We start from the raw sequence: 23,178 nt of genomic DNA on the forward strand, positions 1-23,178 counted from the left end.
AGTCTTATGCACGGCTGCGGCGTGGACGGTAAGAAGAGACAGGTTGGGGCTTTGGAAAACCTGAAGGCGGCCCCCGCAGCCTGCTCTAGACGCCCAGCCGTCCGGTCAGTGACTTCTCAGCAGGTGTGCCCGTCGCACCGTCAAAAGCGTCAATTTCTTCAATGAAACGGTCAAACAGGTAGCGGCTGTCGTGCGGTCCCGGCGAGGCTTCGGGGTGGTACTGCACGCTAAAGACCGGGTAGCGGCTGTGCGCCATGCCCTCCAGCGTGCCGTCGTTGAGGTTGATGTGGGTAGCGACGAACGCACCGTTGGGGATGCTCTCCAGATCCACCGCGTAGCCGTGGTTCTGGGCGGTGATTTCCACGTTGCCCGTCAGCAGGTTCTTGACCGGCTGATTACCGCCCCGGTGACCGAATTTCATCTTGAAGGTCTGGCCCCCTGCCGCCAGCCCCAGAATCTGGTGGCCCAGGCAGATGCCGAAGGTGGGCAGCAGGCCCATCAGCTCCCAGGCGGTCTTGTGGGCGTATTCCAGCGGGGCGGGATCGCCGGGGCCGTTACTGAGGAAAAGGCCGTGCGGTTGCAGCGCCATCACCTGCGCCGGGGTGGTGTGCGCCGGGACCACGATGGGTTCAATGCCCACCTCCGACAGCCGCTCGATGATGGTGTGCTTGATCCCGAAGTCCATTAACACCACGCGCTTGCCGTGGCGCAGGGTGGGAAAGGCGTAGGGCAGGGCGGTGGTCACATCCTTGGTCATGTCAAAGCCGTCGATGTCCTGATGGTCCCTGGCACGCTGCACGTACACGCTTTCCTCTTCCGGGGAAAACTCGCCGTAGGGGTCTTTGGGGTGGGTATACGAGCGGTGGGCGATGACGCCCTTGACCACGCCACCCGTGCGGAGGCGGCGCACCAGGGCGCGGGTGTCGATGCCCTGAATACTCACCACGCCGTACTGCTGCATGAAGGCTTCCAGCGACTGCTGGGCGCGGTAATTGCTGTATTCGCCGCTAAACTCGCGGGAGATGAAGCCGCGCACGTAGGGCTTGTTGCTCTCCATGTCATAGATCGCCACGCCGTAGTTGCCCACATGCGGGTAGGTGATGGTCACGATCTGCCCGTTGTAGCTGGGATCGGTCATGATTTCCTGATAGCCGGTCATGGAGGTGTTGAACACCACCTCGCCCACGGTCTCGCCCCGGTGTCCGAAAGCGTAGCCCCGGTATACGGTGCCGTCTTCCAGCGCCAGAATCGCGCGTTCTTTACGAATCATGCTGTGTTGACCATCTTGGCCCTCCATACGCGCCTCACGGGACGCGTTTCATGGTGTCTAGCGTAGGGCATCGGCACACTGCCGGGTGTCCCCCCCGCCTAGAGAAGTATTATCCACGCCCGCGCGGCGATTGCGCCTGCCCCGGCTCACCTTTTACGGGGGCGGGCTTACAATCTGACCATGTCACACCCGGCCCGGTTCAAGCGTTCCCTGGCTCTGGCGCTCCTTTTCTCGCTTCTTGGCCCGGCACTGGCCCAGGCCGCCGAATGGAATTTTGAAGGCAGGCAGATGGAGCGGCGCAGCACCTCGCCCACCGAACTGCTCGTCGATTTCACGTTGCGGGGCGGCGAATCGCCCGTGCAGGCGGTGGTCGAGTGCGCCCAGGCCACGCGCCGGGCTTACGCGAAGGCCACATTCGTTTCCTGCGCGGCGTTCACGCCTGCTGCTTACAAACAGCTCAGCGGCAAACTGCGCCTGTGCGACAGTGCCCGCGTGCAATGGTTCGACGACGGCGAGACCCCCTACTACCGCCTGTATCTGCCACAGGAAAACCCGCGTTACCCCGCAAGCTGCCCGGCGCTGGCCCCGGCGTAAGCATGTCGGTCCTGCTGATCACGGGCGCGGGCCGGGGCATCGGCACGGCAATAGCGCGGCTGGCAGCGACACAGGGCTACGCGGTGGCCGTGAATTACCTGCACGACGCGGCGGCGGCTGACGGTGTGGTGGCCGCCATCCGGGATGCAGGCGGGCAGGCGGTGGCCGTGCAGGGCGACGTCTCGAAGGTGGAGGACGTGCGGCGCATCTTCGACGAGGCAGAGGCGGCACTGGGTCAGCCACCGCACTGGTCAACAACGCCGGGATCACGGGCAAAATTGGCCCCTTCGCGGCGGTGCGCCCGGAAGCGCTGGAGGCGGTGTTCAAGACCAACGTGCTGGGCGTCATGTATTGCGCGCAGGAGGCACTGCGGCGCTGGCAGCCGACTGGTACGCGCGGGGTGATCGTCAACATTTCCTCGGGGGCGGCGCAGACGGGCAGCCCCGGCGAGTACGTGCAGTACGCCGCCAGCAAGGCCGCCGTGGACGCCTTCACGGTGGGCCTGGGCCGCGAGCTTGCGCCGCAAGGCATTCGGGTGTGCGGGGTGGCCCCCGGCATGACCCTGACCGGCATCCACGCGGCGGCGGGCGAACCAGACCGCCCGGCGCGGGTGGCCCCGAAAATTCCGCTGGGCCGTCTGGCCGCGCCCGAGGAAATCGCAGAGGCTGTGCTGTGGCTGCTCAGTCCGGCGGCGTCGTATGTCACGGGCACGACGTTGCAATGCAGCGGCGGACTGGCCTCGTAACACATTGCATAAAAAGCCCCATCCAATCACTGTTTCGCCGGGCGCAGGATGGGGAGGGAAAGGGAACACACTCAGCTCGGCGTCGGCTCGTCGCCCCCGGTCAGTTGCACCAGCCACTGGAACAGTTGGATAAACGCCAGCGCCAGCGCCGGAATGCCCGCCAGCATCATGATCCAGCCCGAGAGCTGCTGGTTTTGCAGCGGCGAGAGGTTCCACAGGCACAGCGCGTTCACGTAGGGCGTGTACAGCACGTTCGGCGCGTACAGCCACACCGAGGCCACGCTCATCATGGGCAGCGCGGCCAGCAGGCCGAAGCCCCCGCGCGATCCCATTCCGGCGGGCTGCACGTTCGGCAGCGGGCGCAGAATGACGCTCCAGACCAATAGGCTGCTCAGCAGATACAGCGCGGGCAGCAGCGCGGCGGCGGTGTTGGTGACCACGCTGGCATTGAACCCGGCGGGCACGTTCCAGAAGATGATCACGGCGGCCCACACCGCCAGCGCCACCCACGGATCGAGCAGCACGCCCAGCACGCGGGCTGCCGCGCCGCGCGGGTTGATCCTGATTCCGCGCGGAATGCCCAGCACCAGCAGCGGCGGCACGATCTCGGCCAGCAGCATCAGGCGGCCCATGTACAGCGCCATGCTGCTGCCAGTCAGGGTGGCGGCGCGGCTCTGGGTGGTCATCAGGAGCAGCACCATGCCCAGCGCGAACAGCACGGCCCGCCACACCGGCCAGCGGGCGCGGCCCTCGGCGCTGCGGCGCGACACGATAAAGCGCCACACGTAGTATCCGGCCACCAGCAGTGTGGGAATCAGGAACAGCAGATCGGGGGCCGGGATCAGCAGATCGGCCAGCGTGGGATCGAGGTTGATGGGCGTGGGCGTGGTCATTGCGAGGTCTCCAGAACGTGTTGCACGTCGGCCACCACGCGGTCCACCTGCGGCAACTGGGTGTAGTCCCACAGCAGACGCAACTTGCCGGAACCGTCGATCAGGTAGGTGGCGGTGGTGTGGTTCATCTGGTAGTCCGCGCCCTTGACTTCCACGCGCTGATAGCCGACGCCGTAATCGCGCGCCACCTCGCTCAGAGCGGGTTCGGGAACCTGAATCCCTTCCGCCTTGCCGAAATATTCCACGTAAGCCTTGAGGCGTTCAGGCGTGTCGCGGGCCGGGTCCACGCTGACCAACACGGTCTGAAAACGGTCACGTTCGCCCTCGGGCAGCGCCGCCTTGACCTTGTCCAGATACGCCAGGGTCAGCGGGCAGATGTTGGGGCAGTGGGTGAAGCCGAAAAACAGCGCCGTGACCTTGTGGTCCTGCCCCGGCACGAAGGCGTAGGGCTTGCCGTCCTGATCGGTGCCCTTGAAGCCTGCCGCCGCCGTGTTGCCGTTGTAGGCCGTGCCGTAGAAGGGGTAGGGACTCTTGAGACGTGCGAATCCCCAGGCCGCGCCCAGCAGCAGCGCCACAGCCGTCAGCGCCAGCAGCGCCGAGACGTACCACGGGCGGCGAGCGGGACCGCTGTCTATTTCGGGGTTGGGAAGTTCAGTCTGGGAGAGTTCAGCAGGTGTATGCAGATCGGTCATGGTGTTCCAGGCTTCCTGACGGTGGCCTTGAGGGCAAAGGTGCGGCCATCGGTGGCGCTCAGGGTCAGGGTCAGGGTTTCACCGATCTTCAGCGGACGCCTGAGCTTCATCAGCATCAGGTGATCGCCCGTGTCGCTCAGGACCAGTTTTCCCCCGGCGGGAATGGTCAGGGTCTGGGCCATGCTCATGCCCTGCATGCCGCCCGCAGCTTTCTTCGTGACCATCAGCATGCCGTGATCGGCAACCGTGGAACTCACGCCGCTGATGACAATCGGCGTCTTGCCGGTGTTCATCAGCGTGCCGAAAACGCTGGTTTCCGTGATGATCGGCGGCACGGCCACCACGGTGGCGTTCATGGCCTTGATGGGCAGCGTGCCGGTGGACTTCTGGGCCGTCTTCTGAACCGTTTTCTGGGCTATGGCTATGGCGGCAGGCATGGCGTGGTCCGTATGCTGGGCCAGCACAGGCAACCCAAGGGCCGTCATCAGGACAGCGCCGAGCAACATCCGGCGGGAGGTGGGGAGGGACATGGGGCAACTCCTTGGTGAAGGTGTGGCGGCAGCGGCCAGCGGAAAACCCGCAGGACAGATGGGGGCCGTCTGCCAGAGACAGGGGCAGTCTAGGCCACGCTGCCGGGCTGAATTGTCCCCACTGTCTCCCCTGCTGCCACTGTCGTCGCCGTTCCCACTTCTCAGAGTGCCTGCTCTCTTCTTCTCCAGCTCAGCCGCCGGGCCACCTCGTGGGAACCAGTTCCAGCGTCGCGGCGCTGAAGGGCCGGTTGTCGCCGGACAGATCGGTGGCCTGCTCTTCATCCATGACCATCCGGGCGCGGCCCGCGTCTTTGGCGCGGTACAGGCGGCGGTCCACCAGCTTCAGCAGTTCCGCCGCGTCCTGCGCCTCGTCCGACAGCGCCGCGCCGATGCTGACCGTGACACGGGGCAGGGCCTGCGGCCAGTCCTGCTCGGCCAGCGCGCGGTGAATGCGCCCGCAGATCTGCTCCAGCGCGGCGCGCTCACCCGCAGCCACCAGCAGCACGAACTCCTCGCCGCCCCAGCGGACCGCCAGATCGCCGGACCGGGCACAGGCCCGCAGCGTCTGCCCCATGGCCACCAGCACCCGGTCCCCGGTTTCGTGGCCGTGGGTGTCGTTGACCGCCTTGAACAGATCGACGTCGATCAGCAGGATTCCGATGGGCGCAGGCCCCTCCACGGTGGCGGACAGAGTGACGGGGGCGGGCGGGGTGATGGCGACGGGCTGAGACACAGTGGCCTGCGGACTGTAGTGGTCCTCCAGCCGCCGTTCCATCGAGCGGCGATTGAACAGCCCAGTCAGCGGATCGGTCAGGGCCAGATCCGCGTAACGCGCGGTGCGCGACAGTTCCTGCTGAATCTGCCGCCCGGCCACGGTCATCTGCCCGATCAGGAACAGCAGAAAGCCGATATACAGCAGCGGCACCGGATCGGTGGGCCAGTGGCGCAGCACCAGTGCGGCCAGAACCAGATACAGCACCCCACCGCGCAGGGCGGCCTGTTTCAGCGGCAGCAGCCCGAACCACACCGCGAAAAAGAGGGGGACCGTCAGCGACTCCCGCGCGCCCAGGCCCAGGCCACGGCTGTAGAAGTCCCACAGGAAATAGCTGGCCCCGATGTTCGCACACCACACCACCAGCGTGTCCAGCCGCTGCGCCGAGACCCGGCGGCTCAGGATGGCGGGCAGCAGCGCAGCGCTCAGCAGGGCCACCAGCGCGGCCCGCCAGTTGCCGTGCGGCAGTTCCCGCGTGGCAATGGCCGAGTGAACCGCCACCGAACACGCGCACAGCACCAGATAGCCCCGGCGACGGGTGGCTTCCAGCATCCGTTCGCGCAGGGCATTTTCCGGCATCCGGGCCATTCTAGAAGGCCAGTATTGATGACCGCTGCTACATTTAGCACATCCATTGGCTCATCCTTGGGCCGACGCTAATCCAGTGGGGGTGACTCCAGGGTGGCGCGCTGGGCCAGCTCACGCTCCCAGGTGACCCACATGCGCTCCACGCGGTAGCCCAGCCGGGTATTCACCCGCAGCATCGGCAGGTTCAGGACCGTGCCGCCCGTGCCCGCCGCCGGAAAGCCCTCGCCCGCAGCCCAGGCCAGGGCGCGGGCCTTGACCAGCGTCGCCAGCCCGCGTGAGCGGTGATCTGGGTGGGTCACGGTGTTCTCGCTCTCCAGTTCCTGCCCGCACGGGGTCAGCCGGGTCAGGGCCACGATCTGGCCGCGCAGGCGGGCCACGAATACTGTTTCCTCGCGCACGATCATCTCCCGCAGTTGCAGCGAGGTCAGGGGTTCGGGCGTGGTGGTGGGATTGCGCGGCGCATCGGCCAGACCACGGGTATGCAGGGCGTACAGGGCGTCCCAGTCGGCATCCGGCGCATCGTTGGAAAGTTGCTCGATTTCATAGCCCTTCAGAAAGAGGCGTTCTTCCAGGGACCGAAAGGCGGCGAAGTCGAAGTCGCCCAGGTCCAGATGCGCCCCCCAGGACTGCCAAGCGTTGCGAAAACCTGCTGCCCCAAAGAAGGCCATCTGCTCGCCAAAATCCTCGCGCGTCACGCCCAGCAGCCGCGAGAAACCAGGGGGCAGATCGGCCAGCAGCGCCAGATACAGCGGTGTGAAGGCGGCCCCGTCCCCGGCCAGGTCCAGGCGCAGGGCGTCGGGGGTGGCGGCCCCGAAGGGCAGCAGATGGGCGGTGGCGATGACCTCCGGGCCGGCCAGCGCGACAAGGCGACGGCGCAACGGATCGGCACTTTCGCGGAAGCGCTCCGGCAGGTAGGTCCAGTGCCCGCGAACGCTGTCTGTGACGAGGCGGGCGACGGCGGGGGCATCGGCGTTCTGGAAGGGACGTAGCGTGAAACCGCCTCCAGGCGGGTGTTCGTGTGAATCGTTCATGCCGATATCCTGGCCGAAGAATGGCGAGAGGGCGAATCTTCAGCCTAGGCCAAATGGCGCACTTCCTGCATATGCGCTGGATGAATATAGGCATTTCCTCCTAAGCGACGCCAGGGCTGAATATCCACCTCGACTCATACTCAGCCGCCATACACAGACGGACTTGACACAATTATGCCTGCGGCGTATTATGCCCACACCGGAACGGGAACGCCGACAGTGTGTTCGCAGGCCAGCCCGGAGGAAGTCCCGCCTTCCCCAGCACAGAATCAGAACGAACAGAACCAGAACAAGGTCAGAACAGGCCGCGCCCTCACAAAAATTGTGGAGGCGCGGCTTCGTCGTGTCAGGAACAGCGGGCGGGAAAGTAACGCCCACTGCATTAGGCATGATGGCCTAGTCCTGCCTTTTGCCTGCTACGCTCTGCCCATCACCGAAAAGGAGGTGCTGCATATGACCGAAATCAACATCATTGATCTTCCGAAGGCCCCAGGAATAGCCATCCCCGCCCCCGCAACACGGAGTAATTTTGCTGATCCACGTCAGAGTGCCGCCTCTCCTTTCGGACCCAGACTGGTCTAGACCCCAGAGGCATCCATGAACGCCCGCTGGCTCGATACAGAGCTGGAGGGCGCAGATATCACGCCGGAGCGCCGCAGCAAGTTCAAAAAGAAAAAACTGCTGGGCCGCCGCAGACTGGATGGCCTGACCGCCGAGGACCCCGAGAGAATCGCCGACGACACCATTCGCCGTCTGATCGACACGGGGCATATCACCGAAATCGTGGCCGAACTCAAGAGCGGCAAGGAGGCCACCGCCTACGTGGCCCGTGGCCCGCGCGGAAGCGTGCTGGTCAAGCTGTACCGCGAGATGGAAGCCCGCAGTTTCAAGAACGACGCCGTGTACCGCGAGGGCAACGTCATTCTGGATGCCCGCGCGGAACGCGCCATTCAGGGCCGCACGAGGAAGGGGCTGGAAATGCTGCAAGCCGACTGGGTCTGCGCCGAGTACGCGCACCTGTGGACATTGTGGCAAGCGGGGCTGAACGTGCCCGAACCCCTCGTCGGGCCGAACGTCAAGGTCTGCGCCGCCACCGTCCCCGCCGTTTTAATGCGCCTGATCGGCACCGAGGACGAGGTGGCCCCCCGCCTGAGCGAGGCCCGACTGACCCCCATAGAGGCGCAGAGCGCCTGGAAACAGGCCGTGCATGGGCTGGCCGACATGCTGCGGCTGGGCTACGCGCACGGCGACTACAGCACCTACAACCTGCTGTGGTGGGAGAACACCGTGATCATCATCGATTTTCCACAACTGACCACACGCCAGAACCCCAACTTCCAGCAGTTGCTGGGCCGCGACGCCCAGAGTCTGGCCACCAGCTTCCGCAAGCACGGCATCCAGACGGACGGCGACGCCACGTTGCGCGAGGTACAGCGGCTGGCACGCGGCAAGGGGCCAGAACCGAGGATCGTGCTGCCTTGAGCGGCGTCCAGCGGCGCCTCCAGCCCACCCGCCAGCGAAACGCAGGCCAGAATCGTCTGCTCATTCTGCGTTCATCTGCTGGGGGTGAGGGACGCATACATCTAATGGCCGACTTATTCTTCCGTCAGTTTCCTTATGATGTAAGAATGAGAAACGCTTTGCTCCTGACGGCCCTTCTACTGGGTACGGCCTCCACCGCCCGCGCCGCCTCCCTGGCCGAGGGCTTGCCCGCCGGTGCCCTGCTGACACTGGAAACAAAAAATGCGGGTGGGGCGATTGACCGCTTCGCCGGACTGCTGGCCTCGGCGGCGCGCGGCGTGGTGGGCGAGGAACAGGGCGGCCAGATGATCGGCGGCTTTCAGCAGATCCTCAAGGGTTCGCTGGGCCAGGAAGCGGTGGCTGGCGTCTTTTCGGTGGGCAATGCGGGGGGCACCTTCTCGCCGGAACTGCTGGCGGTTTCACGGGTGGATAAACTCTCCGGCGAGTTTTTTGCCAGCATGATGGACCCCAAAAAAGGCGCGCGGGTGGGCGACTACACCTTCTCGCGGCAGGGCGACACCTTCGCGGGCATGGCAGGCGGGCTGGTCTATGTCTCCACCAACAAGGACCTGCTGATGGGTTACCTGGGCCGCCTGAGCGGTAAAACAGCCCCGCGCCTGATGAATTCGGCGGCCTACACGGTGCCCAGGCGGGCAACGGGGCCGCAGGAGCTGTCGCTGTTTCTCAACTTCTCGGCCACTGCCAAGGTCATTCGCGGCGCGCTGGGCAAGGCCATCATGCTGCCGCGCCTGCTCTCGCCCATCGTGGACGCGCTGGACACGCTGGGGCAGTACTCGGCGGGCTTCACCACCACCGCTGCGGGCCTGACCGCCGCCTCCGCCCACGCCGCCAACGCGCAGGGCAAGGACAAACCGCTGTACCGCATCCTGACCGACAGCACCGATTTTACCGTGCAGGACATCATCCCCGCCGACGCAGAGAGCGTGGTGGCCTCGGCCTGTCACCCGGAATCCGGCGCGTATCTGGGCCGCTGGCTGACCCGCCTGGACCTGTTCGATCCGCTGGGTTTCCTATCCGATAGCCAGCTCGCCAGCCACCTGGAACGCTCTGGGGCGTGGCTGGGCCACGAATGCGCGCAGGTCACGCTGGCCGGGGGCATGAAGTCGGGCCTGGACGTCAGCAACCCACTGGCCAGCCTGGATTACACCGTGAGCTACCAGCGCGTCGCGGACATGACGGCGGCCCAGGCGCAGATGCCCGAATACGCGGCCAGCGTGAACGGGGCCATCGCGGGCGCGGCAGACAGCCTCAAAACGCTGCTCAATTCCGATTCGCTGGGCAGCATGGGCCGCCGTCTGCCGGGCATGGCGGGCGCGGCAGGCGGCCCAGCCCTGGACAGCGGCGCGAAAATGGTGGACGACGCCCTGGGCAAACTCAAGATGGTCTACGCCTTCCGGGGTGACTACCTGATCACGGCCTTCAGCCAGACGGCCCTGGACGCCGCGCTGGACGAAAGTGCCGCGCCACTCGCACAGGACGCGGGCTTCATGGCCGCCGGAATCGAACCGCGTTTCTCTGCCGGGTGGACCTACGCCCCCAACCCCACCGACATCAGCGGCGAGGACCTCTCGGCGGCCATCCTGAGCGGCATGGGCGCAGGCGGCGGAATGATGGACAACATGGACACCACAGATACAGACACAGCGGAGATGACGGATGCTGCCGCCGTTCCGGCCACCCCCGGCAAGTCGGGCAAGGGCCGCGCGACGGCGCCCCAGACCGGAGGGATGGAAGACATGACCGACATGGGCGACGACATGGACATGACCTTCGACGACAGCGACTTCGGTGACGGCGAGATGATGTCGGGCATCATCGGCACCGTCAGCGATCTGATGGCGGACCTGATCAACCGCTACGACGGTCAGACCGTGCAGAGCGCCGTGCAGGGGAACGTGATCACCAGCAAGTCGAACGTGCTGTACCGCTGGTAAGGCAGTTCTTTAAGAAAAGGCAGGGCAGGATGGTGTTGCAACCGTCCTGCCTTTCTTTGGTCCAGAGGATGATCTAGCGCCACTGCTCCGGCAGCCCGTACACATGCCACATCGCCTCGACCCGCTCCACCACTGCCGGGTCCATCGTGATCTTGGGGGGCCACGGGCGCACAAAGCCTTCCTCGGGCAGTTTGCGTGCGCCGTCCCAGGTCAGTAATTCGCCGTACTGAACGACATCCCGCTCCGGGTCGATGTTGTTGAGGATGGTCCACCACACGTCCTGAATGTTGTTCACGTCGGTGAATTCGTCGCAGATCAGCAGGTGACGGACTCCGGCGGCGGCGGGATGGGCGGCAAACGCCTGTGCCAGTTCCCGCGCCTGACCGGGCCGGGTCTTCTTCAGGGCGACGAGCCAGTAACCATCGTCATTTTGCTGCTGGGCCACCACGCCTTCAAAGTCCGGCAACTCGGCGGCGGCGTGCGGCCTGAACACCGTTTCATGGGCCAGATCGCCCGCCTGAAGGTCACGGCTGGATTCGGCCCCACCGATTTCCTCGGGGCGTTTGGTGGTGGCGTCGATGATCAGTTTGCTGCCGTAGCCCCAGCCCCGGCTGCTGTGGTCCAGCACGTCGATGGGGCCGCGCGTGGTCAGGGTGTCGCGGCCCGGTGCGGCTTTCTCGGCCACCGCACGCCATACCGCCTCAAAATCATTGACCGGCACATCGTCGTCCAGCACCACGATCACCTTGGCGAACATCATCTGCCCCAGGCCGAACATCCCGTTTGCCACCTTGTACGCCTGCCCCGGATACGTCTTGTTGATGCCCACGAAGACGAGGTTGTGCGCCACGCCCGCCGGGGGCATGTGGTAATCGGTGATCTCGGGAATGATCAGTTGCGCGGCGGGCAGAAACAGCCGCTCGGAGGCTTCAATCAGGTAGGCGTCCTCCATCGGCGGGCGGCCCACGATGGTGGCGGGGTACACGGGCTGACGGCGCATGGTGACGGCGGTAACGTGGAACAGCGGGTACAGGTCCGGCAGGGTGTAGAAGCCAGTGTGGTCCCCGAACGGCCCTTCCATGATCCAGTCCTCGGAGGGGTCCACATAGCCTTCCAGAATAAATTCGGCGTTGGCGGGCACATCCAGATTGACGGTAATGCCCTTCGTGACCGGGTAACGCTGCCCGCGCAGGTAGCCCGCCAGCGCGAACTCGTCCAGACCGGGGATGGGGGGCAGAGGCGCGGTGGCCGCGTAGATCAGCGCCGGATCGCCCCCGATGGCGACGGCCACCTCCAGCTTCTGCCCCAGCCGTTTGGCCTTCTCCAGATGCTTCGTTCCAGTCTTGTGGCGCTGCCAGTGCATCCCCGTCGTGTTTTTACTCATGACCTGCATGCGGTACATGCCCATATTGCGCTCGCCAGTTTCAGGGTCATTGCTGATCACCAGTGGCAGGGTCACGAACGGCCCGCCGTCCAGCGGCCAGCATTTCAGGATCGGAATGCGAGACAGGTCCACCTCGTCGCCGCGCCACACGATGTCCTGCACGGGACCAGTTTTGACGCGCCTGGGTGGGAGGTTCATGGCGTCCTTGAGCTTGGTGACGTTGCCGAGCATCCCCAGCTTGCCGCCGCTGCCCTTGAGGTCAATCAGGGCGCGGACCTTCGCCGCCAGATCGTCCAGATCGCTGACACCCAGTGCCAGAGCGGTGCGCTCACGCGTGCCCATCAGGCCGATGACCACGGGGAATTCGCTGCCGCGCACGTTTTCAAACAGCACCGCCGGGCCGCCGGATTTGACCAGCCGGTCCGCGATCTCGGTGATTTCAAGGTCATGACTGACGGGTGCGGAGACGCGCAGCAGTTCGCCGCGTTCTTCCAGCAGGCGCATGAAGCTCTGAATGTCGGGAAAAGCCATGTGGGAAGCATAGGGCGGCGGGGGCGGGGCAACCGTACCGGAAGGCCAGATGCGGCGGGGCAAACATGACGGTTCGCTCAAGCTATTACGGGACTTGGTTCACAATCAATTCCACTCTGTTTTATAAACTGGTTTAACGATCAGAGATTTGAGCCGTCTGATCCTCAGCCTCAACCCCTCAAGGAGTCCCATGAAGCACCTGTTGTTAATGTCCGCCCTCGTTCTCGCCTCCAGCAGCCTCGCCGCCACCGCGCCCGCGATCAAAACGCCCAGCACCATCACGAAGGGCACGCTGAAAATCGGCATGGAAGGCACCTACCCACCCTTTACCTACAAAGATGCCAAGGGCAACCTGACCGGATTTGACGTGGACATTGCCAGGGCCATTGCCGCCAAGCTGAACCTCAAGCCTGAATTTGTGCTGACCGAGTGGAGCGGCATTATCGCCGGACTCCAGGCCAACAAGTACGACGTGATCGTGAACCAGGTGGCTATTACGCCCGAGCGCCAGAAAAGCATTGCCTTTAGCGCGCCGTATGTGTACAGCACGCCCCAGATCATCGTGAAGAAAAACGGCAACTTTGCGCCCAAGACCCTGGCCGACCTGAAAGGTAAGCGCGTGGGCAGCAGCCTGGGCAGCAACTACGAAGCGCAGCTCAAGGCAACGGGCGGCATCAACATCTTGACCTACCCCGGTGCCGCCGAAGTGCTGGCCGATCTGACAACGGGCCGCATTGACGCAGGCTACAACGACCGCCTGCTGGTGAGCTATCTGATCAAGTCGCAAAACCTGCCCATTCGCGGCGCGGGTACGGGCAGCGCCGACGCCATGGGCATTGCCCTGAAAAAGAGCAACACGGGCCTGAAAACGGCGATTGACAAAGCACTCTTGCAGATTAAGGCAGACGGCACCTATGCCAAGATCAGCAGCCAGTGGTTTGGGCAGGACGTCAGCAAGCCCTGATCTCTACCCTCTAGCGCAGACCTCTCCCCGCTGTAATGGGAGGGGTTTTTGCTGGCAGCCCTTAAAATCAGACCATGAAGCAGCACGTCCAGCATCTGGTCATCGGGGCGGGGGCAGCGGGCAGCGCGGCGGCGCATGCGCTGGCCCGGCGCGGGCAGGATGTGCTGCTGCTGGAGCAGTTTCAGATCGGCCACGGGCGCGGCTCCAGCTTCGGGCCGTCGCGGATTTTCCGGCTGGCCTACGAGGAACCGGATTACGCCGGGCTGGCCCAGGCAGCGCTGACGTCGTGGCGGGCGCTGGAAAGCGAGTCGGGAGAGCGGTTGTACTGGCGCACCGGGGGCCTGGACCTCGGTCCCGCCGGAACACCGAGTCTGGAAGCCGTTCACGCCTCGCTGAGCGCGCTGGACGCAGCCCCCGAGCGATTGAGCCGCCGCGAACTGGCCCGGCGCTACCCGCAGTGGCAGGTGCCGCCCGACTGGGAAGCCGTGTACTCGCCCGAAGCAGGAATTGTCAGCCCGCAGATCACGCTGAGGGTCCTGACCGATCTCGCCCGCCAGCATGGGGCGCGCGTGCTGGAAGGTGTGGCGACGCTGGAGATTGAACCGGGACAGCAACCCGCCGTTCGGACCAGCGCGGGCGTCGTCACCTGTGACCACCTGATCGTGGCGGCGGGCGCGTGGCTGCCGCGTCTGGTTCCGGGGTTGCAACCCTCGCTGAGCGTGACGCTGGCGGCCTCCAGCTTTTACCGCCCGGATGATCTGGCCGCCTTCCAGCCGGAACGCTTCCCGGTGTTCATCACGCACGACGATGAATTTCAGGCGTACGGCTTTCCAGCTTTCGGCGTCCCTGGCGTAAAAATTGGTGTGGATGTGGTGCGCCCCGTCACCAGCGGCGATGACCGCACATTTGAGGTTCCGCCGCAGGTCAGCGAGGCGTCCGACACGTTCATGCGGCGCTACCTGCCGGGGGCCAGCGCCGTCATGGAACGGCAGACCTGCTTGATCACCCGCGCGCCGGGCGGCGATTTCATCCTCGCGCTGCACCCGGACTGCCCGCAGATCACGCTGGCGTCGCCGTGTTCGGGGCACGGGTTCAAGTTCACGCCGCTGCTGGGCGAATTGCTGGCGGCGCACGCGCTGGGTGAAAGGCATCCCTGGCACCTGCCCCGTTTCGCGCTGCCGCCCCAGGCCATGCGCCAGACAGCGGAACAGCAGCCCCTCCCAGGAGGCTTATAGTCAGCTTCATTCCTATTCGTCAGCCTAGCCTCTCCCCCGCCCTCTCAGCGGTCATCCCAGCCCACCGCCATTAAGGAGAAGTCATGCGTGCGTTCCGTCCAGCTCTGCTTTTAGGTACTGCTCTGATTCTTGGCACCTCCACGTCCTCATTGGCCCAGACCGCGCCCACGCTGACCAAAGGCGTGCTGAAAATTGCCGTAGAGGGCACCTACGCCCCCTTCACCTTCAAGGACGACAAGGGCCTGCTGACCGGCTTTGACGTAGACGTGGCGCGGGCGCTGGCCGCCAAGCTGGGCCTCAAGCCCGAGTTCGTGCTGACCGAATGGAGCGGCATTCTGGCCGGGTTACAGGCCAACAAATACGACGTGATCATCAACCAGGTGGGCATCACCGCCGAGCGCCAGAAGAGCATCGGCTTCAGCGATCCCTACGTCTTCAGCCGCCCACAAATTGCCGTCAGCAGCACCAAAGGGCAGAACTACAACACGCTGGCGGACCTGAAAGGCAAGCGCGTGGGTGTGGGGCTGGGCACCGTGTTTGAAAAAGATTTGCGCGACGCGGGCGGCATCACGGTGGTCACCTATCCCGGCACCCCGGAGTATCTGGCGGACCTGTCCAGTGGCCGCCTGGACGCCATCTACAATGACCGCCTCTTGATCGGCTACCTCGCCAAATCGCAGGGCCTGCCGATCAAGGGCGTGGGCAACGCCGGTTCGGTGGACAGCATGGGCATAGCCATCAAGAAGACCAATACAGGACTGAAAACCGCAATCGACGCCGCCCTGAAAGACATGAAGGCCGACGGCACGATGGCGAAAATCGGCCAGCAGTGGTTCGGTCAGGACGTCAGCAAGCCCTGAACGCCCGCCTGTGCGCGTGGACCCCTCCCAGTTCAGTGGGGAGGGGTTTGCGTTGGGGGGCGGGCCGTCAAGAGTTCCAAAGGTCAAAACGCCACAGAGAATAACCATCTTGAGTACAGCGTCCCGAAAGTCATGAAAAGAAGCTTGCCCCGTGGCCCCCTCACCCTTCCGTCGCTGCGCGACTCCCTCCCTCTCCCACAAGGGTAGAGGGAAAAAGGACTTCCAGAACTGTGCTTTGGCCCTCAGACCCTTAGACCTTTAGACAGCGCCCTCCGAAGGAGCAGCATGGACACCGAACAACTTCAACTGATTCTTCAGAGTGCCTGGGCATCGGTGCCCGCGCTGCTGGTGGGGGCGCGGCTGACCATCGGCTTTGCGCTGGCGGCGATGGTGCTGGGATTGCCGCTGGGGCTGGCGGTCACGCTGCTGCGGCTGTACGCGCCGGGGCCGGTGCGCTGGCTGGCCGGGCTGTACGTGTCGTTTATCCGGGGCACGCCGCTGCTGGTGCAGATCTTCGTGATCTATTACGGCCTGCCCAGTTTCGGCATCATCCTCGATCCGGTGGTGGGCGGCGTGCTGGCCCTGACCCTGAACGCCGCCGCCTACCTGTCCGAGACCATCCGCGCCGCGATTCTGAGCATTCCCAGAGGGCAGCACGAGGCGGCCTACAGCGTGGGCCTGAGCAAGGCGGAAACCATGCGGCTGATCATCCTGCCGCAGGCCGCGAGGGTGGCCCTGCCCAGCCTGGGCAACAGCCTGATCGGGCTGGTCAAGGACACCTCGCTGGTGTCGGTGATCACGGTAGTGGAACTGCTGCGAAGCGCGCAACTGGTGATCGCCCGCACCTTCGAGCCGTTCGGCCCCTATCTGGCTGCCGCGCTGATCTACTGGGCCATTTCCAGCGCACTGGAAGTGGTGCAGCGCCGACTGGAGCGGCGTTTTTCGCGGGGAGGCTAGGGCCGCAGCTTTCCCATCACCCCAAAGGCGGACGACATCACCATTGCCCCGCCGCTACGGTACGGGCATGACCGGAACCCCGATGGCTGGACCCGCTGCGCCGCCCACCATTTCCGGGCATTCCACGCTCGCCCCATCGGTTCCCCGTCCCGCACGGGCCGCAGCGCCCTTCCTGATCGCGCTGGGGCTGGGCGTTGCGGCGCAGGTTCTGACGGGCGCACAGGGGGGCGGGTTCGGCGTGAATGTTCCCATCTGGGTGGCCCTGTTCGTGGCCGCCTGCCTGTGGGCGCTGCGGCGGCGCGGCGAACGACCCACGGCGACGGGGCTGACCCTGCTGGGCACGGCCTTTCTGCTGGCCGTCACCACCTGCGCGGTCTGGGACGTACCAGGAGACCTGGGGGCGCTCAACGCCTTCGCGCTGCTGCTCTCGCTACTGCTGGGCGCGGCGTTTCTGCGCTTTCCCGGTCTGGGCGGCTGGAGCCTGTGGGCCACCGTGGGCGCAGGCGTCACGGGCGGCCTGCGTTTCATTTACGGCCCGCTCGTGTTGCTGGAGCGCCTGCCCTGGGCGCGGCTGCGGCCCGCGCAGGGCAGCGGACTGGGGCGCTGGGGCGTGGGCCTGCTGCTGACCGTGCCGGTGCTGGTTGTTTTCGGTGGGTTGCTGGCGGGTGCAGACGCGGGCTTCGCCGGGCTGCTGGGCGGCGTGCTGGACTGGCGGCTGGAACGGCTGTGGAGCGACGGTGTTCAACTGGCCCTGTGGTGCGCCTTCGCGGGCGGACTGGTCTATCCGGCGGTCATGGCGCTGCGGCCCAGCCTCTTTCCGCGCACCGGACCGGACGTGGCGCGGCTGGGGCTGATCGAGATCGGGCTGCCGCTGGCGTCGCTGGCGGCGCTGTTCGTGGTCTTTCTGCTGGCGCAACTGCCGTACTACCTGAGTGGCACCGGTCTGCCGGACGGCGTGACTTTCGCGGGGTACATCCGCGAGGGCTTCGGCCAACTGATGGCGGTGGCCTTTCTCAGCCTGACCCTGCTGCTGGGGGCACACGCCCTGACGCGGCAGGAGGTCCGCACCCGCCTGTCATACCGCCTGCTGAATCTGGCCGTTCTCGCCCCGCTGGCGCTGGTGCTGCTGAGTGCGGCCAACCGCTGGCGGCTGTACGGGCTGGCCTACGGCCTGAGCGAGACCCGCCTGATGGGCGCGGCCTTTCTGGTCTGGATGGTGCTGTGCCTGGGCCTGCTGGCGTCTTTGCTGTGGCAGTCTCGTCCGCAGCGCTTCGCCTACCCGGCCCTGCTGATGGGCTTCGCGGTGCTGCTGACCACCACCGCCCTGAACCCAGGCGCACTGATCGCCCGCGTGAATGTGGAGCGTGCCGTCAGCGGCGTGACCAACGAACTCCGCAGCACCCCGCAGGACGTGGGCGTGCTGACCCTGCTGGAGCTGGGGGCCGGTGCCGTCCCCACCATCGTGACCCATCTGGACACCTTGACCCGCGACTGCCCGCAGGGCAAGGACTGCCAGAATTCCCGCCAGGACGTGATCAACCGCCTGCACGATCAGTACGACGCGCCGCGTGACTGGCGGAGCTGGAACGCGGGTTACGCCCGCGCCCACCAACTGGTTCTGAAGCTGCCCCCACCGACGCCGGAAACGGGGCGCTAGAAACCCGGCAGAATCGGGCCATGCCCAACGCCCTGCACGTCATGAATGCTGGCCGTCACCTTTCCCCCGCCCTGGAGGCCGAGGTGCGCGAGGTGGCGCAGGCCGCGTTGACCCGGCAGGCCGCGCGGCTGGGGCTGGACGGGGTGGATGTGGCCGTCTCCGTCTCGCCCTGGGGATTGCCCGAAACGGGTATCCACGGTTATGCGCCGCTGGACCATTTCGTGCAGATCACCCTGAACCCGGACAATCCCAATTTTGCTGCCGGGTGGCGCACCGAACTGCCCGCCACGGTGGCCCACGAACTGCACCACGCCCGGCGCTGGCAGGGGCCGGGCTACGGCCAGACGTTGCTGGAAGTGCTGGTCAGCGAGGGGCTGGCTCAGGCGAACGAGTTGGATGAACGGAAGGGGGAGCTGCCGCCCTACGCGCAGGCCGGGGTTGATCTGGATGCGCTGTGGGCGCGGGCGCAGCCATTGCTGGACCGCAGCGATCACAACTTCGAGACGTGGTTTTACGGCTCAGAGGCCAACAATTTACCGCGCTGGAGCGGTTACAGCCTGGGCTACGAGCTGGTGCGCCGTCATCTGGCGCGGGTGGGCGGGGACGCGGCGGGGCATGTCCACACGGCTGCCAGAGATTTTCGGGAGGCGTGGTGAAAGCTTTCGTTGATTGAGACGCGGTCAGGCCCGCGCTGTCATTTCGCCCCGGCAGACTCCCAGGGATTGATGACGTCGACCTGCGCCGGTCTGAAGTCATTCACATTGCGCGTGACCACGCTCAGGCCGTGGGTCAGCGCCGTGGCCGCAATCAGCGAGTCTGCGTAGCCCATCGGCTGACCATTGCCCGACGCCCGCGCAGTCATGGCCGCCCAGGTGCGGGCCACCGCGCGGTCCACGGGCAGCACCCGGCCCGCAAACTGCGCCTCGATCCCCCCGAGAAAAGACCGGAGTTCCGCTGCCCGCCGGGTCTCGCCCAGCCGCAAGACGCCCTGTTCCAGTTCGGCCAGCGTGATCACACTCAGAAACGTCTCGCCCACCGTATGTGCCCGCAGCCACGCCCGTACCCGCTCGTCCGGCTGCGGGCGACTCCGTTCGCTGACCACGTTGGTGTCCAGCAGGTAGCTCACTCCAGCGTCACGGCGGGAATAACGGCGGGGTCACGCCCGAAACTCAGTTCCTGCGGCGCGCCGGATAGAGCGTCGTCGAGCGTGGTCTCGGCCTGGGACAGCCGGACGAATTCGCGGTGAGACAGCACCACCACCGCCTTCTCGCCGCGCCGGGTGACGGTCTGCGGCCCTTCCCGGAGGGCGGCGTCCACCACCTCACTAAAACGGGACTTCGCGTCTTGCAGTTTCCAGGCTTCCTTCATGTCGCCTCCAGGCTGACCAGTGCTGACCAGTTAGGAGCAGTGTAGTCCAGAGCAGCGGCAAATAAGGTTCGCCTCGCACCGTTTTCTCCACCCACCATCTACCCTGAAGCCCATGCCCGACGCCGCCCCGCCCCCACCCCCTCCAGAGGAACTCAAGTCTGCCCGGCTGACCACGCTGGCGCATCTGGACGCGCTGCTGGAACGGCCCATGATCGTCCTCAGTTTCGTGTGGCTGGGCCTGCTGGTGCTGGACCTGATGCAGGGACTGCCGCCACTGCTGCAAATCATCAGCAACGTGATCTGGGGGGTGTTCGTGCTGGACTTCGCACTGGCGATTGTGCTTGCCCCCGACAAGTCCGAGTACCTGAAGAAAAACTGGCTGACCGCCCTGAGCCTGATGCTGCCCGCACTGCGGATTCTGCGGGTCTTCCGGGGGCTGCGGGCGCTGCGCGTGTTGCGCCTGACGCGCGGCACCAACCTGCTGCGGATTCTGACCAGCCTGAACCGGGGCCTGCGGACCCTGCAACGCACCCTGCGCCGCCGGGGTCTGGGTTTCGTGGTGGGCGCGACCACGCTGGTGGCGCTGGCCGGGGCTGCGGGCATGGCGTCTTTCGAGGCGGGCCAGACGGGTGCGCCGCAGGGTTTTGGCCAGTGGCTGTACTGGGTGGGCATGCTGCTGACCAGCCTGGGGTCCGAATACTGGCCCCTGACCGCCGAGGGCCGCGCACTGACCTTTCTGCTGGCGCTGTACGGCTTCGCGGTCTTCGGCTACATCACGGCGGCGCTGGCGAGCCTGTTCGTGGGCGCGGATCAGGACTGGCCACCCGACGATGACGACGACGACGAGGTCAACAACGAGGTCCTGCGCCGGGAACTGAGAGAACTGCGCGGCGAGATCGCGGGACTGCGCGCAGAGCTGCGTTCCACACCAGCGCCGCGCACTCCATAATCAGGGCATGACCTCTCCCGTTGACCGGATGCGCGCCGCCCTGCAATCCACCGATCTGGACGGCTGGCTGATCTACGACTTTCAGAACCTCAACCCGCACGCCCGCCGCGTGCTGGCCATGCCGGGAGGCGCGTTTCTGACCCGCCGTTTCTTCGTGTATGTGCCGCGTGCGGGGCAGGCGGTGCTGCTCCACAACCACATCGAGGGCGGCACCTGGGGCGAGATCACGCGCGACTGGGACATCGAGCGCCGCGCCTTCGGCTCTCATGACGAGCTGGAGGAGGCGCTGAAAAAAGTGGTGGACGGGCAGCGGATTGCGATGGAGTACAGCCCGAATGGGGCCGTGCCCTACGTGAGCCGGGTGGACGCTGGGACGATTGAACGTGTGCGGGTGGCAGGGGCCACCGACATCGTAAGCAGCGCGGACCTGTTGCAATCCTTCCTGGCATGGTCTGAGGAAGATCTGGCTGCCCACAAGCGCGCCGCCGCCCTGCTGATGCGTGCCAAGGACGACGCGTACTGGCTGATCCACGAACGCCTGAAGGCGGGCGAACAGATCACCGAACTGGAAGTGCAGGCGCTGATCATGGACGCGATTGCGGGCGCGGGCATGGGCGCGGGCCACCCGGTCAACGTCAGTTTTGGCGTCAACGCGGCGGACTCGCACTACGAGCCAGGCGGGGACAAGAACGCCGTGCTGCAAGCGGGCCAGTGCGTGCTGATCGACCTGTGGGCGCAGGAGCCGGGCCGCCCCTTTGCCGACGTGACCTGGGTGGGCCACGCGGGGCAACCCTCCGCCGAATATCTGGACGCGTGGAAAGCGGTGCGGGCCGCGCGGGACACGGCGCTGGACCTGCTGAAGACCCGATTCGGGGCCAAGGGCTGGGGCAACTTGCAGGGCTGGGAACTGGACCGCGCCGCACGGGACGCGATGGGACCCGACTGGGCACCGTATTTCTTCCACCGCACCGGACACGATCTGGGCGTGCAGATTCACGGCTCCGGCGCAAATCTGGACGACTATGAAACGCACGACACCCGCACGCTGACGCCAGGACTGGCCGTGACGGTGGAACCCGGCACCTACCCGGCAGCAAAGGGCTTCGGCATCCGCACCGAGGTGGACATCCACCTGTCGCCGAACGGCCCCGAGGTCACCACCGATCTCCAGCGCCAGCCGTTCGTCCTGGGCGAGGGCGAGTGGGCAGCGGTGCGGGCGGCGGGGTATGGGGAATAAGCTCACTCTCAGTCCCGCTACTGAATCTTTTCTGCATATCCCACACCCCACGGCCCTCAACCCGCTAGGCTGGGAGGCATGGCTAACCTCAGCTCCTCGACAGTAATGCTCACAGGGGCGGGCGGCGCGCTGGCGACTGCCATTGCCCAGGAACTCGACGACGCGGGCGCGCAGATGGTGCTGGTGGGGCGCGGCGAGGCCCTGGCCCGCGCCGCAGACCGCATCCCCGCCACCGAAGTAATCGACGTCGATCTGGCGGACCCCGCCAGCGTGGCGCAACTGAAAAAAGTCAAGGTGGACATCCTGGTGCATACCGCCGGGGCTTACTCTATGCAGGCCGTGCAGAAGGCCACCACAGATGACCTGCGGGCCATGCTGGACGCCAATTTCCTGACGCTGTTCCACGCGGTTCAGGGCGTGTTGCCCAACATGATCAAGAACAAGGACGGCATCATCCTGGGCGTCAGCGCGGCGCAGGCGGCCCGCAATACCGGCCCCGGTGCGGCGCTGTACACGGCGAGCAAAGCGGCGCTGGGGGCATACCTGAACAGCCTGAACGACGAGTTGAAGTCCAAGGGCGTGCGCGGCTGCGTGCTGTATCCGATGGGCGCTATCGACACCCCGGCCAACCGCGACGCGGGCCTGAAATGGGAAACGATGATCGACCCGCGCGGCCTCGCCAAGAGTGTGGCCCACATCCTGACGCGCCCGGACCGCGCGCACATCACGGACATCAAGGTCTACCCAGACGAGGAAGAGTAAGGAGCAGGCAGTTGAGGGCAAGGTAAATTGTTCTTTGTGTAGATTTTTAAAATAGTTGGATTAAGTTCCTATATAATTTATATTTCCCATAGAAATTTTATTCTCTTTAATCAGAGAATCACGGATTTCTAAGAGAATTTCGTAGCCAGAATCATAAGATGCTGGAGGGAAAAGAGAGTGGGTGTCTAGTAGATTACCATTGCCCAGCCAATCCAAAGCATCAGCCAAATCAACTCTTACAATTCCCGCAATAGAAGAAGAATAATCCGAATCACGTCCACTCGGTTTCCCCAGGTTGCGAAAAAGTAAGCCATGCTGTGCATGGGGTCTCAAAAATATTGAGGGTGCAGCTAATCTGAGATCTATAAGTTCGGTGTTAATACCCTTCCATATACCCGGACTGATTACTTTTGCGCTCGACAGGTCGGCAGCTACTAATATAATATAAGCATATCTCTGTGTTTTATTCTCTTTTCTCTCCGATCTTCTCTCAAAATTTAAGTATTTTCCATCTTTACCAGATGAAACAGCTTTATAGCAAGAAAACCATAATGCTATCCAGATATTATCAACTAAGTCTAACCAAGTAGTTTGAATTCCATAATGCTGCAATAATGGTTCTATTGATTTGATATGCATATCTTTAAACACTTTATTCGTAGATTTTAGATTGCGAACCAGCT

22 protein-coding genes and 1 pseudogene are annotated in these 23,178 nt (G+C 64.8%); 13 read left to right on the plus strand and 10 right to left on the minus strand.

Annotated elements, in window-relative coordinates:
• Window positions 1-85: 85 nt before the first annotated feature.
• A complete protein-coding gene (gene carA, locus BOO71_RS11275) occupies window positions 86-1,270 on the minus strand; it encodes a glutamine-hydrolyzing carbamoyl-phosphate synthase small subunit (RefSeq protein ID WP_075832398.1) in 1,185 nt (394 codons plus the stop codon).
• Between the two features lie 180 nt (window positions 1,271-1,450).
• On the opposite strand from carA, the gene BOO71_RS11280 reads away from it, so the two are divergent.
• On the plus strand, window positions 1,451-1,864 hold the full coding sequence (locus BOO71_RS11280; RefSeq protein WP_075832356.1) for a hypothetical protein: 414 nt from the start codon (window positions 1,451-1,453) through the stop codon (window positions 1,862-1,864).
• Window positions 1,865-1,866: 2 nt separating this feature from the next.
• A pseudogene (locus tag BOO71_RS28765) lies at window positions 1,867-2,609 on the plus strand (SDR family oxidoreductase).
• Window positions 2,610-2,680: 71 nt separating this feature from the next.
• Here BOO71_RS28765 and BOO71_RS11290 read toward each other — a convergent pair.
• The 5 genes from BOO71_RS11290 to BOO71_RS11310 form a co-directional block, all read right to left on the minus strand.
• Window positions 2,681-3,502, minus strand: coding sequence for a cytochrome c oxidase assembly protein (locus BOO71_RS11290; RefSeq protein ID WP_075832358.1), 822 nt, complete (start codon window positions 3,500-3,502; stop codon window positions 2,681-2,683).
• A complete protein-coding gene (locus tag BOO71_RS11295) occupies window positions 3,499-4,194 on the minus strand; it encodes an SCO family protein (RefSeq protein ID WP_075832360.1) in 696 nt (231 codons plus the stop codon). The genes BOO71_RS11290 and BOO71_RS11295 overlap by 4 nt, the downstream gene beginning before the upstream one ends.
• Window positions 4,191-4,724, minus strand: a complete 534-nt coding sequence (locus tag BOO71_RS11300) for a copper chaperone PCu(A)C (RefSeq protein WP_075832362.1) — start codon at window positions 4,722-4,724, stop codon at window positions 4,191-4,193. Before BOO71_RS11300 ends, BOO71_RS11295 begins: the two co-directional genes overlap by 4 nt.
• 190 nt (window positions 4,725-4,914) lie before the next feature.
• Entirely contained in the window at window positions 4,915-6,075 is a 1,161-nt protein-coding gene (locus tag BOO71_RS11305) for a GGDEF domain-containing protein (RefSeq protein WP_075832364.1), read from the minus strand.
• A gap of 77 nt (window positions 6,076-6,152) precedes the next feature.
• Window positions 6,153-7,115, minus strand: a complete 963-nt coding sequence (locus tag BOO71_RS11310; RefSeq protein ID WP_075832366.1) for a GNAT family N-acetyltransferase — start codon at window positions 7,113-7,115, stop codon at window positions 6,153-6,155.
• Between the two features lie 597 nt (window positions 7,116-7,712).
• On the opposite strand from BOO71_RS11310, the gene BOO71_RS11315 reads away from it, so the two are divergent.
• Together BOO71_RS11315 and BOO71_RS11320 are read left to right on the plus strand one after the other, a co-directional pair.
• Complete coding sequence (locus BOO71_RS11315; protein ID WP_075832368.1) at window positions 7,713-8,597, plus strand: RIO1 family regulatory kinase/ATPase domain-containing protein; 885 nt, start codon at window positions 7,713-7,715, stop codon at window positions 8,595-8,597.
• Window positions 8,598-8,743: 146 nt separating this feature from the next.
• The gene (locus BOO71_RS11320) at window positions 8,744-10,591 is read left to right on the plus strand and encodes a hypothetical protein (RefSeq protein WP_139322903.1); all 1,848 of its coding nucleotides are present in this window, start codon (window positions 8,744-8,746) and stop codon (window positions 10,589-10,591) included.
• Between the two features lie 73 nt (window positions 10,592-10,664).
• Here the strand turns inward: BOO71_RS11320 and BOO71_RS11325 are convergent, their stop codons facing one another.
• The gene (locus BOO71_RS11325) at window positions 10,665-12,506 is read right to left on the minus strand and encodes a menaquinone biosynthesis decarboxylase (RefSeq protein WP_075832372.1); all 1,842 of its coding nucleotides are present in this window, start codon (window positions 12,504-12,506) and stop codon (window positions 10,665-10,667) included.
• A 190-nt stretch (window positions 12,507-12,696) separates the two neighbouring features.
• Here BOO71_RS11325 and BOO71_RS11330 point away from each other — a divergent pair, with 190 nt between their 5' ends.
• From BOO71_RS11330 to BOO71_RS11355, 6 genes are all read left to right on the plus strand, one after another.
• Window positions 12,697-13,470: a transporter substrate-binding domain-containing protein gene (locus BOO71_RS11330; protein ID WP_075832374.1), complete on the plus strand. Its 774-nt coding sequence runs from the start codon at window positions 12,697-12,699 to the stop codon at window positions 13,468-13,470.
• Between the two features lie 74 nt (window positions 13,471-13,544).
• The gene (solA, locus tag BOO71_RS11335) at window positions 13,545-14,705 is read left to right on the plus strand and encodes an N-methyl-L-tryptophan oxidase (protein WP_075832376.1); all 1,161 of its coding nucleotides are present in this window, start codon (window positions 13,545-13,547) and stop codon (window positions 14,703-14,705) included.
• An 83-nt stretch (window positions 14,706-14,788) separates the two neighbouring features.
• Window positions 14,789-15,565, plus strand: coding sequence for a transporter substrate-binding domain-containing protein (locus BOO71_RS11340; RefSeq protein WP_075832378.1), 777 nt, complete (start codon window positions 14,789-14,791; stop codon window positions 15,563-15,565).
• A gap of 285 nt (window positions 15,566-15,850) precedes the next feature.
• Window positions 15,851-16,522 (plus strand): amino acid ABC transporter permease, encoded by a 672-nt coding sequence (locus BOO71_RS11345; RefSeq protein WP_075832380.1) that lies wholly within the window; start codon window positions 15,851-15,853, stop codon window positions 16,520-16,522.
• Between the two features lie 67 nt (window positions 16,523-16,589).
• Entirely contained in the window at window positions 16,590-18,179 is a 1,590-nt protein-coding gene (locus BOO71_RS11350) for a DUF4153 domain-containing protein (protein ID WP_083653360.1), read from the plus strand.
• Window positions 18,180-18,199: 20 nt separating this feature from the next.
• Complete coding sequence (locus tag BOO71_RS11355) at window positions 18,200-18,835, plus strand: DUF2268 domain-containing putative Zn-dependent protease (protein ID WP_075832384.1); 636 nt, start codon at window positions 18,200-18,202, stop codon at window positions 18,833-18,835.
• Between the two features lie 38 nt (window positions 18,836-18,873).
• On the opposite strand, the gene BOO71_RS11360 is transcribed toward BOO71_RS11355, so the two are convergent.
• Both BOO71_RS11360 and BOO71_RS11365 read right to left on the minus strand, forming a co-directional pair.
• Window positions 18,874-19,305 carry a type II toxin-antitoxin system VapC family toxin gene (locus BOO71_RS11360; RefSeq protein ID WP_075832386.1) on the minus strand — a complete coding sequence of 144 codons (432 nt, stop codon included), beginning with the start codon at window positions 19,303-19,305 and terminating at the stop codon, window positions 18,874-18,876.
• The gene (locus tag BOO71_RS11365; protein ID WP_075832388.1) at window positions 19,302-19,547 is read right to left on the minus strand and encodes a type II toxin-antitoxin system prevent-host-death family antitoxin; all 246 of its coding nucleotides are present in this window, start codon (window positions 19,545-19,547) and stop codon (window positions 19,302-19,304) included. Before BOO71_RS11365 ends, BOO71_RS11360 begins: the two co-directional genes overlap by 4 nt.
• A 112-nt stretch (window positions 19,548-19,659) precedes the next feature.
• On the opposite strand from BOO71_RS11365, the gene BOO71_RS11370 reads away from it, so the two are divergent.
• The 3 genes from BOO71_RS11370 to BOO71_RS11380 all read left to right on the plus strand — a co-directional run bounded on the left by BOO71_RS11370 (window position 19,660) and on the right by BOO71_RS11380 (window position 22,495).
• Window positions 19,660-20,496, plus strand: coding sequence for an ion transporter (locus BOO71_RS11370; protein WP_075832390.1), 837 nt, complete (start codon window positions 19,660-19,662; stop codon window positions 20,494-20,496).
• A 7-nt stretch (window positions 20,497-20,503) separates the two neighbouring features.
• The gene (locus BOO71_RS11375; protein ID WP_075832392.1) at window positions 20,504-21,733 is read left to right on the plus strand and encodes a M24 family metallopeptidase; all 1,230 of its coding nucleotides are present in this window, start codon (window positions 20,504-20,506) and stop codon (window positions 21,731-21,733) included.
• 78 nt (window positions 21,734-21,811) lie between these two features.
• On the plus strand, window positions 21,812-22,495 hold the full coding sequence (locus BOO71_RS11380) for an SDR family oxidoreductase (protein ID WP_029480762.1): 684 nt from the start codon (window positions 21,812-21,814) through the stop codon (window positions 22,493-22,495).
• Between the two features lie 60 nt (window positions 22,496-22,555).
• Here the strand turns inward: BOO71_RS11380 and BOO71_RS26990 are convergent.
• Window positions 22,556-23,178: hypothetical protein (locus tag BOO71_RS26990; protein ID WP_217694889.1), on the minus strand; the 623-nt coding region annotated here is incomplete at its 5' end.

The organism is Deinococcus marmoris (assembly GCF_001949125.1).
Taxonomy (GTDB): domain Bacteria; phylum Deinococcota; class Deinococci; order Deinococcales; family Deinococcaceae; genus Deinococcus; species Deinococcus marmoris_A.

Coding starts and splice junctions, on each gene's coding strand:
- BOO71_RS11290 (WP_075832358.1), bottom strand. CDS start 3,502: ATGACCACGCCCACGCCCATCAACCTCGATCCCACGCTGGCCGATCTG.
- BOO71_RS11355 (WP_075832384.1), top strand. CDS start 18,200: ATGCCCAACGCCCTGCACGTCATGAATGCTGGCCGTCACCTTTCCCCC.
- BOO71_RS11345 (WP_075832380.1), top strand. CDS start 15,851: ATGGACACCGAACAACTTCAACTGATTCTTCAGAGTGCCTGGGCATCG.
- BOO71_RS11305 (WP_075832364.1), bottom strand. CDS start 6,075: ATGCCGGAAAATGCCCTGCGCGAACGGATGCTGGAAGCCACCCGTCGC.
- BOO71_RS11320 (WP_139322903.1), top strand. CDS start 8,744: ATGAGAAACGCTTTGCTCCTGACGGCCCTTCTACTGGGTACGGCCTCC.
- BOO71_RS11310 (WP_075832366.1), bottom strand. CDS start 7,115: ATGAACGATTCACACGAACACCCGCCTGGAGGCGGTTTCACGCTACGT.
- BOO71_RS11330 (WP_075832374.1), top strand. CDS start 12,697: ATGAAGCACCTGTTGTTAATGTCCGCCCTCGTTCTCGCCTCCAGCAGC.
- BOO71_RS11380 (WP_029480762.1), top strand. CDS start 21,812: ATGGCTAACCTCAGCTCCTCGACAGTAATGCTCACAGGGGCGGGCGGC.
- BOO71_RS11280 (WP_075832356.1), top strand. CDS start 1,451: ATGTCACACCCGGCCCGGTTCAAGCGTTCCCTGGCTCTGGCGCTCCTT.
- BOO71_RS11350 (WP_083653360.1), top strand. CDS start 16,590: ATGACCGGAACCCCGATGGCTGGACCCGCTGCGCCGCCCACCATTTCC.
- BOO71_RS11315 (WP_075832368.1), top strand. CDS start 7,713: ATGAACGCCCGCTGGCTCGATACAGAGCTGGAGGGCGCAGATATCACG.
- BOO71_RS11300 (WP_075832362.1), bottom strand. CDS start 4,724: ATGTCCCTCCCCACCTCCCGCCGGATGTTGCTCGGCGCTGTCCTGATG.
- carA (WP_075832398.1), bottom strand. CDS start 1,270: ATGATTCGTAAAGAACGCGCGATTCTGGCGCTGGAAGACGGCACCGTA.
- BOO71_RS11325 (WP_075832372.1), bottom strand. CDS start 12,506: ATGGCTTTTCCCGACATTCAGAGCTTCATGCGCCTGCTGGAAGAACGC.
- BOO71_RS11365 (WP_075832388.1), bottom strand. CDS start 19,547: ATGAAGGAAGCCTGGAAACTGCAAGACGCGAAGTCCCGTTTTAGTGAG.
- solA (WP_075832376.1), top strand. CDS start 13,545: ATGAAGCAGCACGTCCAGCATCTGGTCATCGGGGCGGGGGCAGCGGGC.
- BOO71_RS11370 (WP_075832390.1), top strand. CDS start 19,660: ATGCCCGACGCCGCCCCGCCCCCACCCCCTCCAGAGGAACTCAAGTCT.
- BOO71_RS11340 (WP_075832378.1), top strand. CDS start 14,789: ATGCGTGCGTTCCGTCCAGCTCTGCTTTTAGGTACTGCTCTGATTCTT.
- BOO71_RS11295 (WP_075832360.1), bottom strand. CDS start 4,194: ATGACCGATCTGCATACACCTGCTGAACTCTCCCAGACTGAACTTCCC.
- BOO71_RS11375 (WP_075832392.1), top strand. CDS start 20,504: ATGACCTCTCCCGTTGACCGGATGCGCGCCGCCCTGCAATCCACCGAT.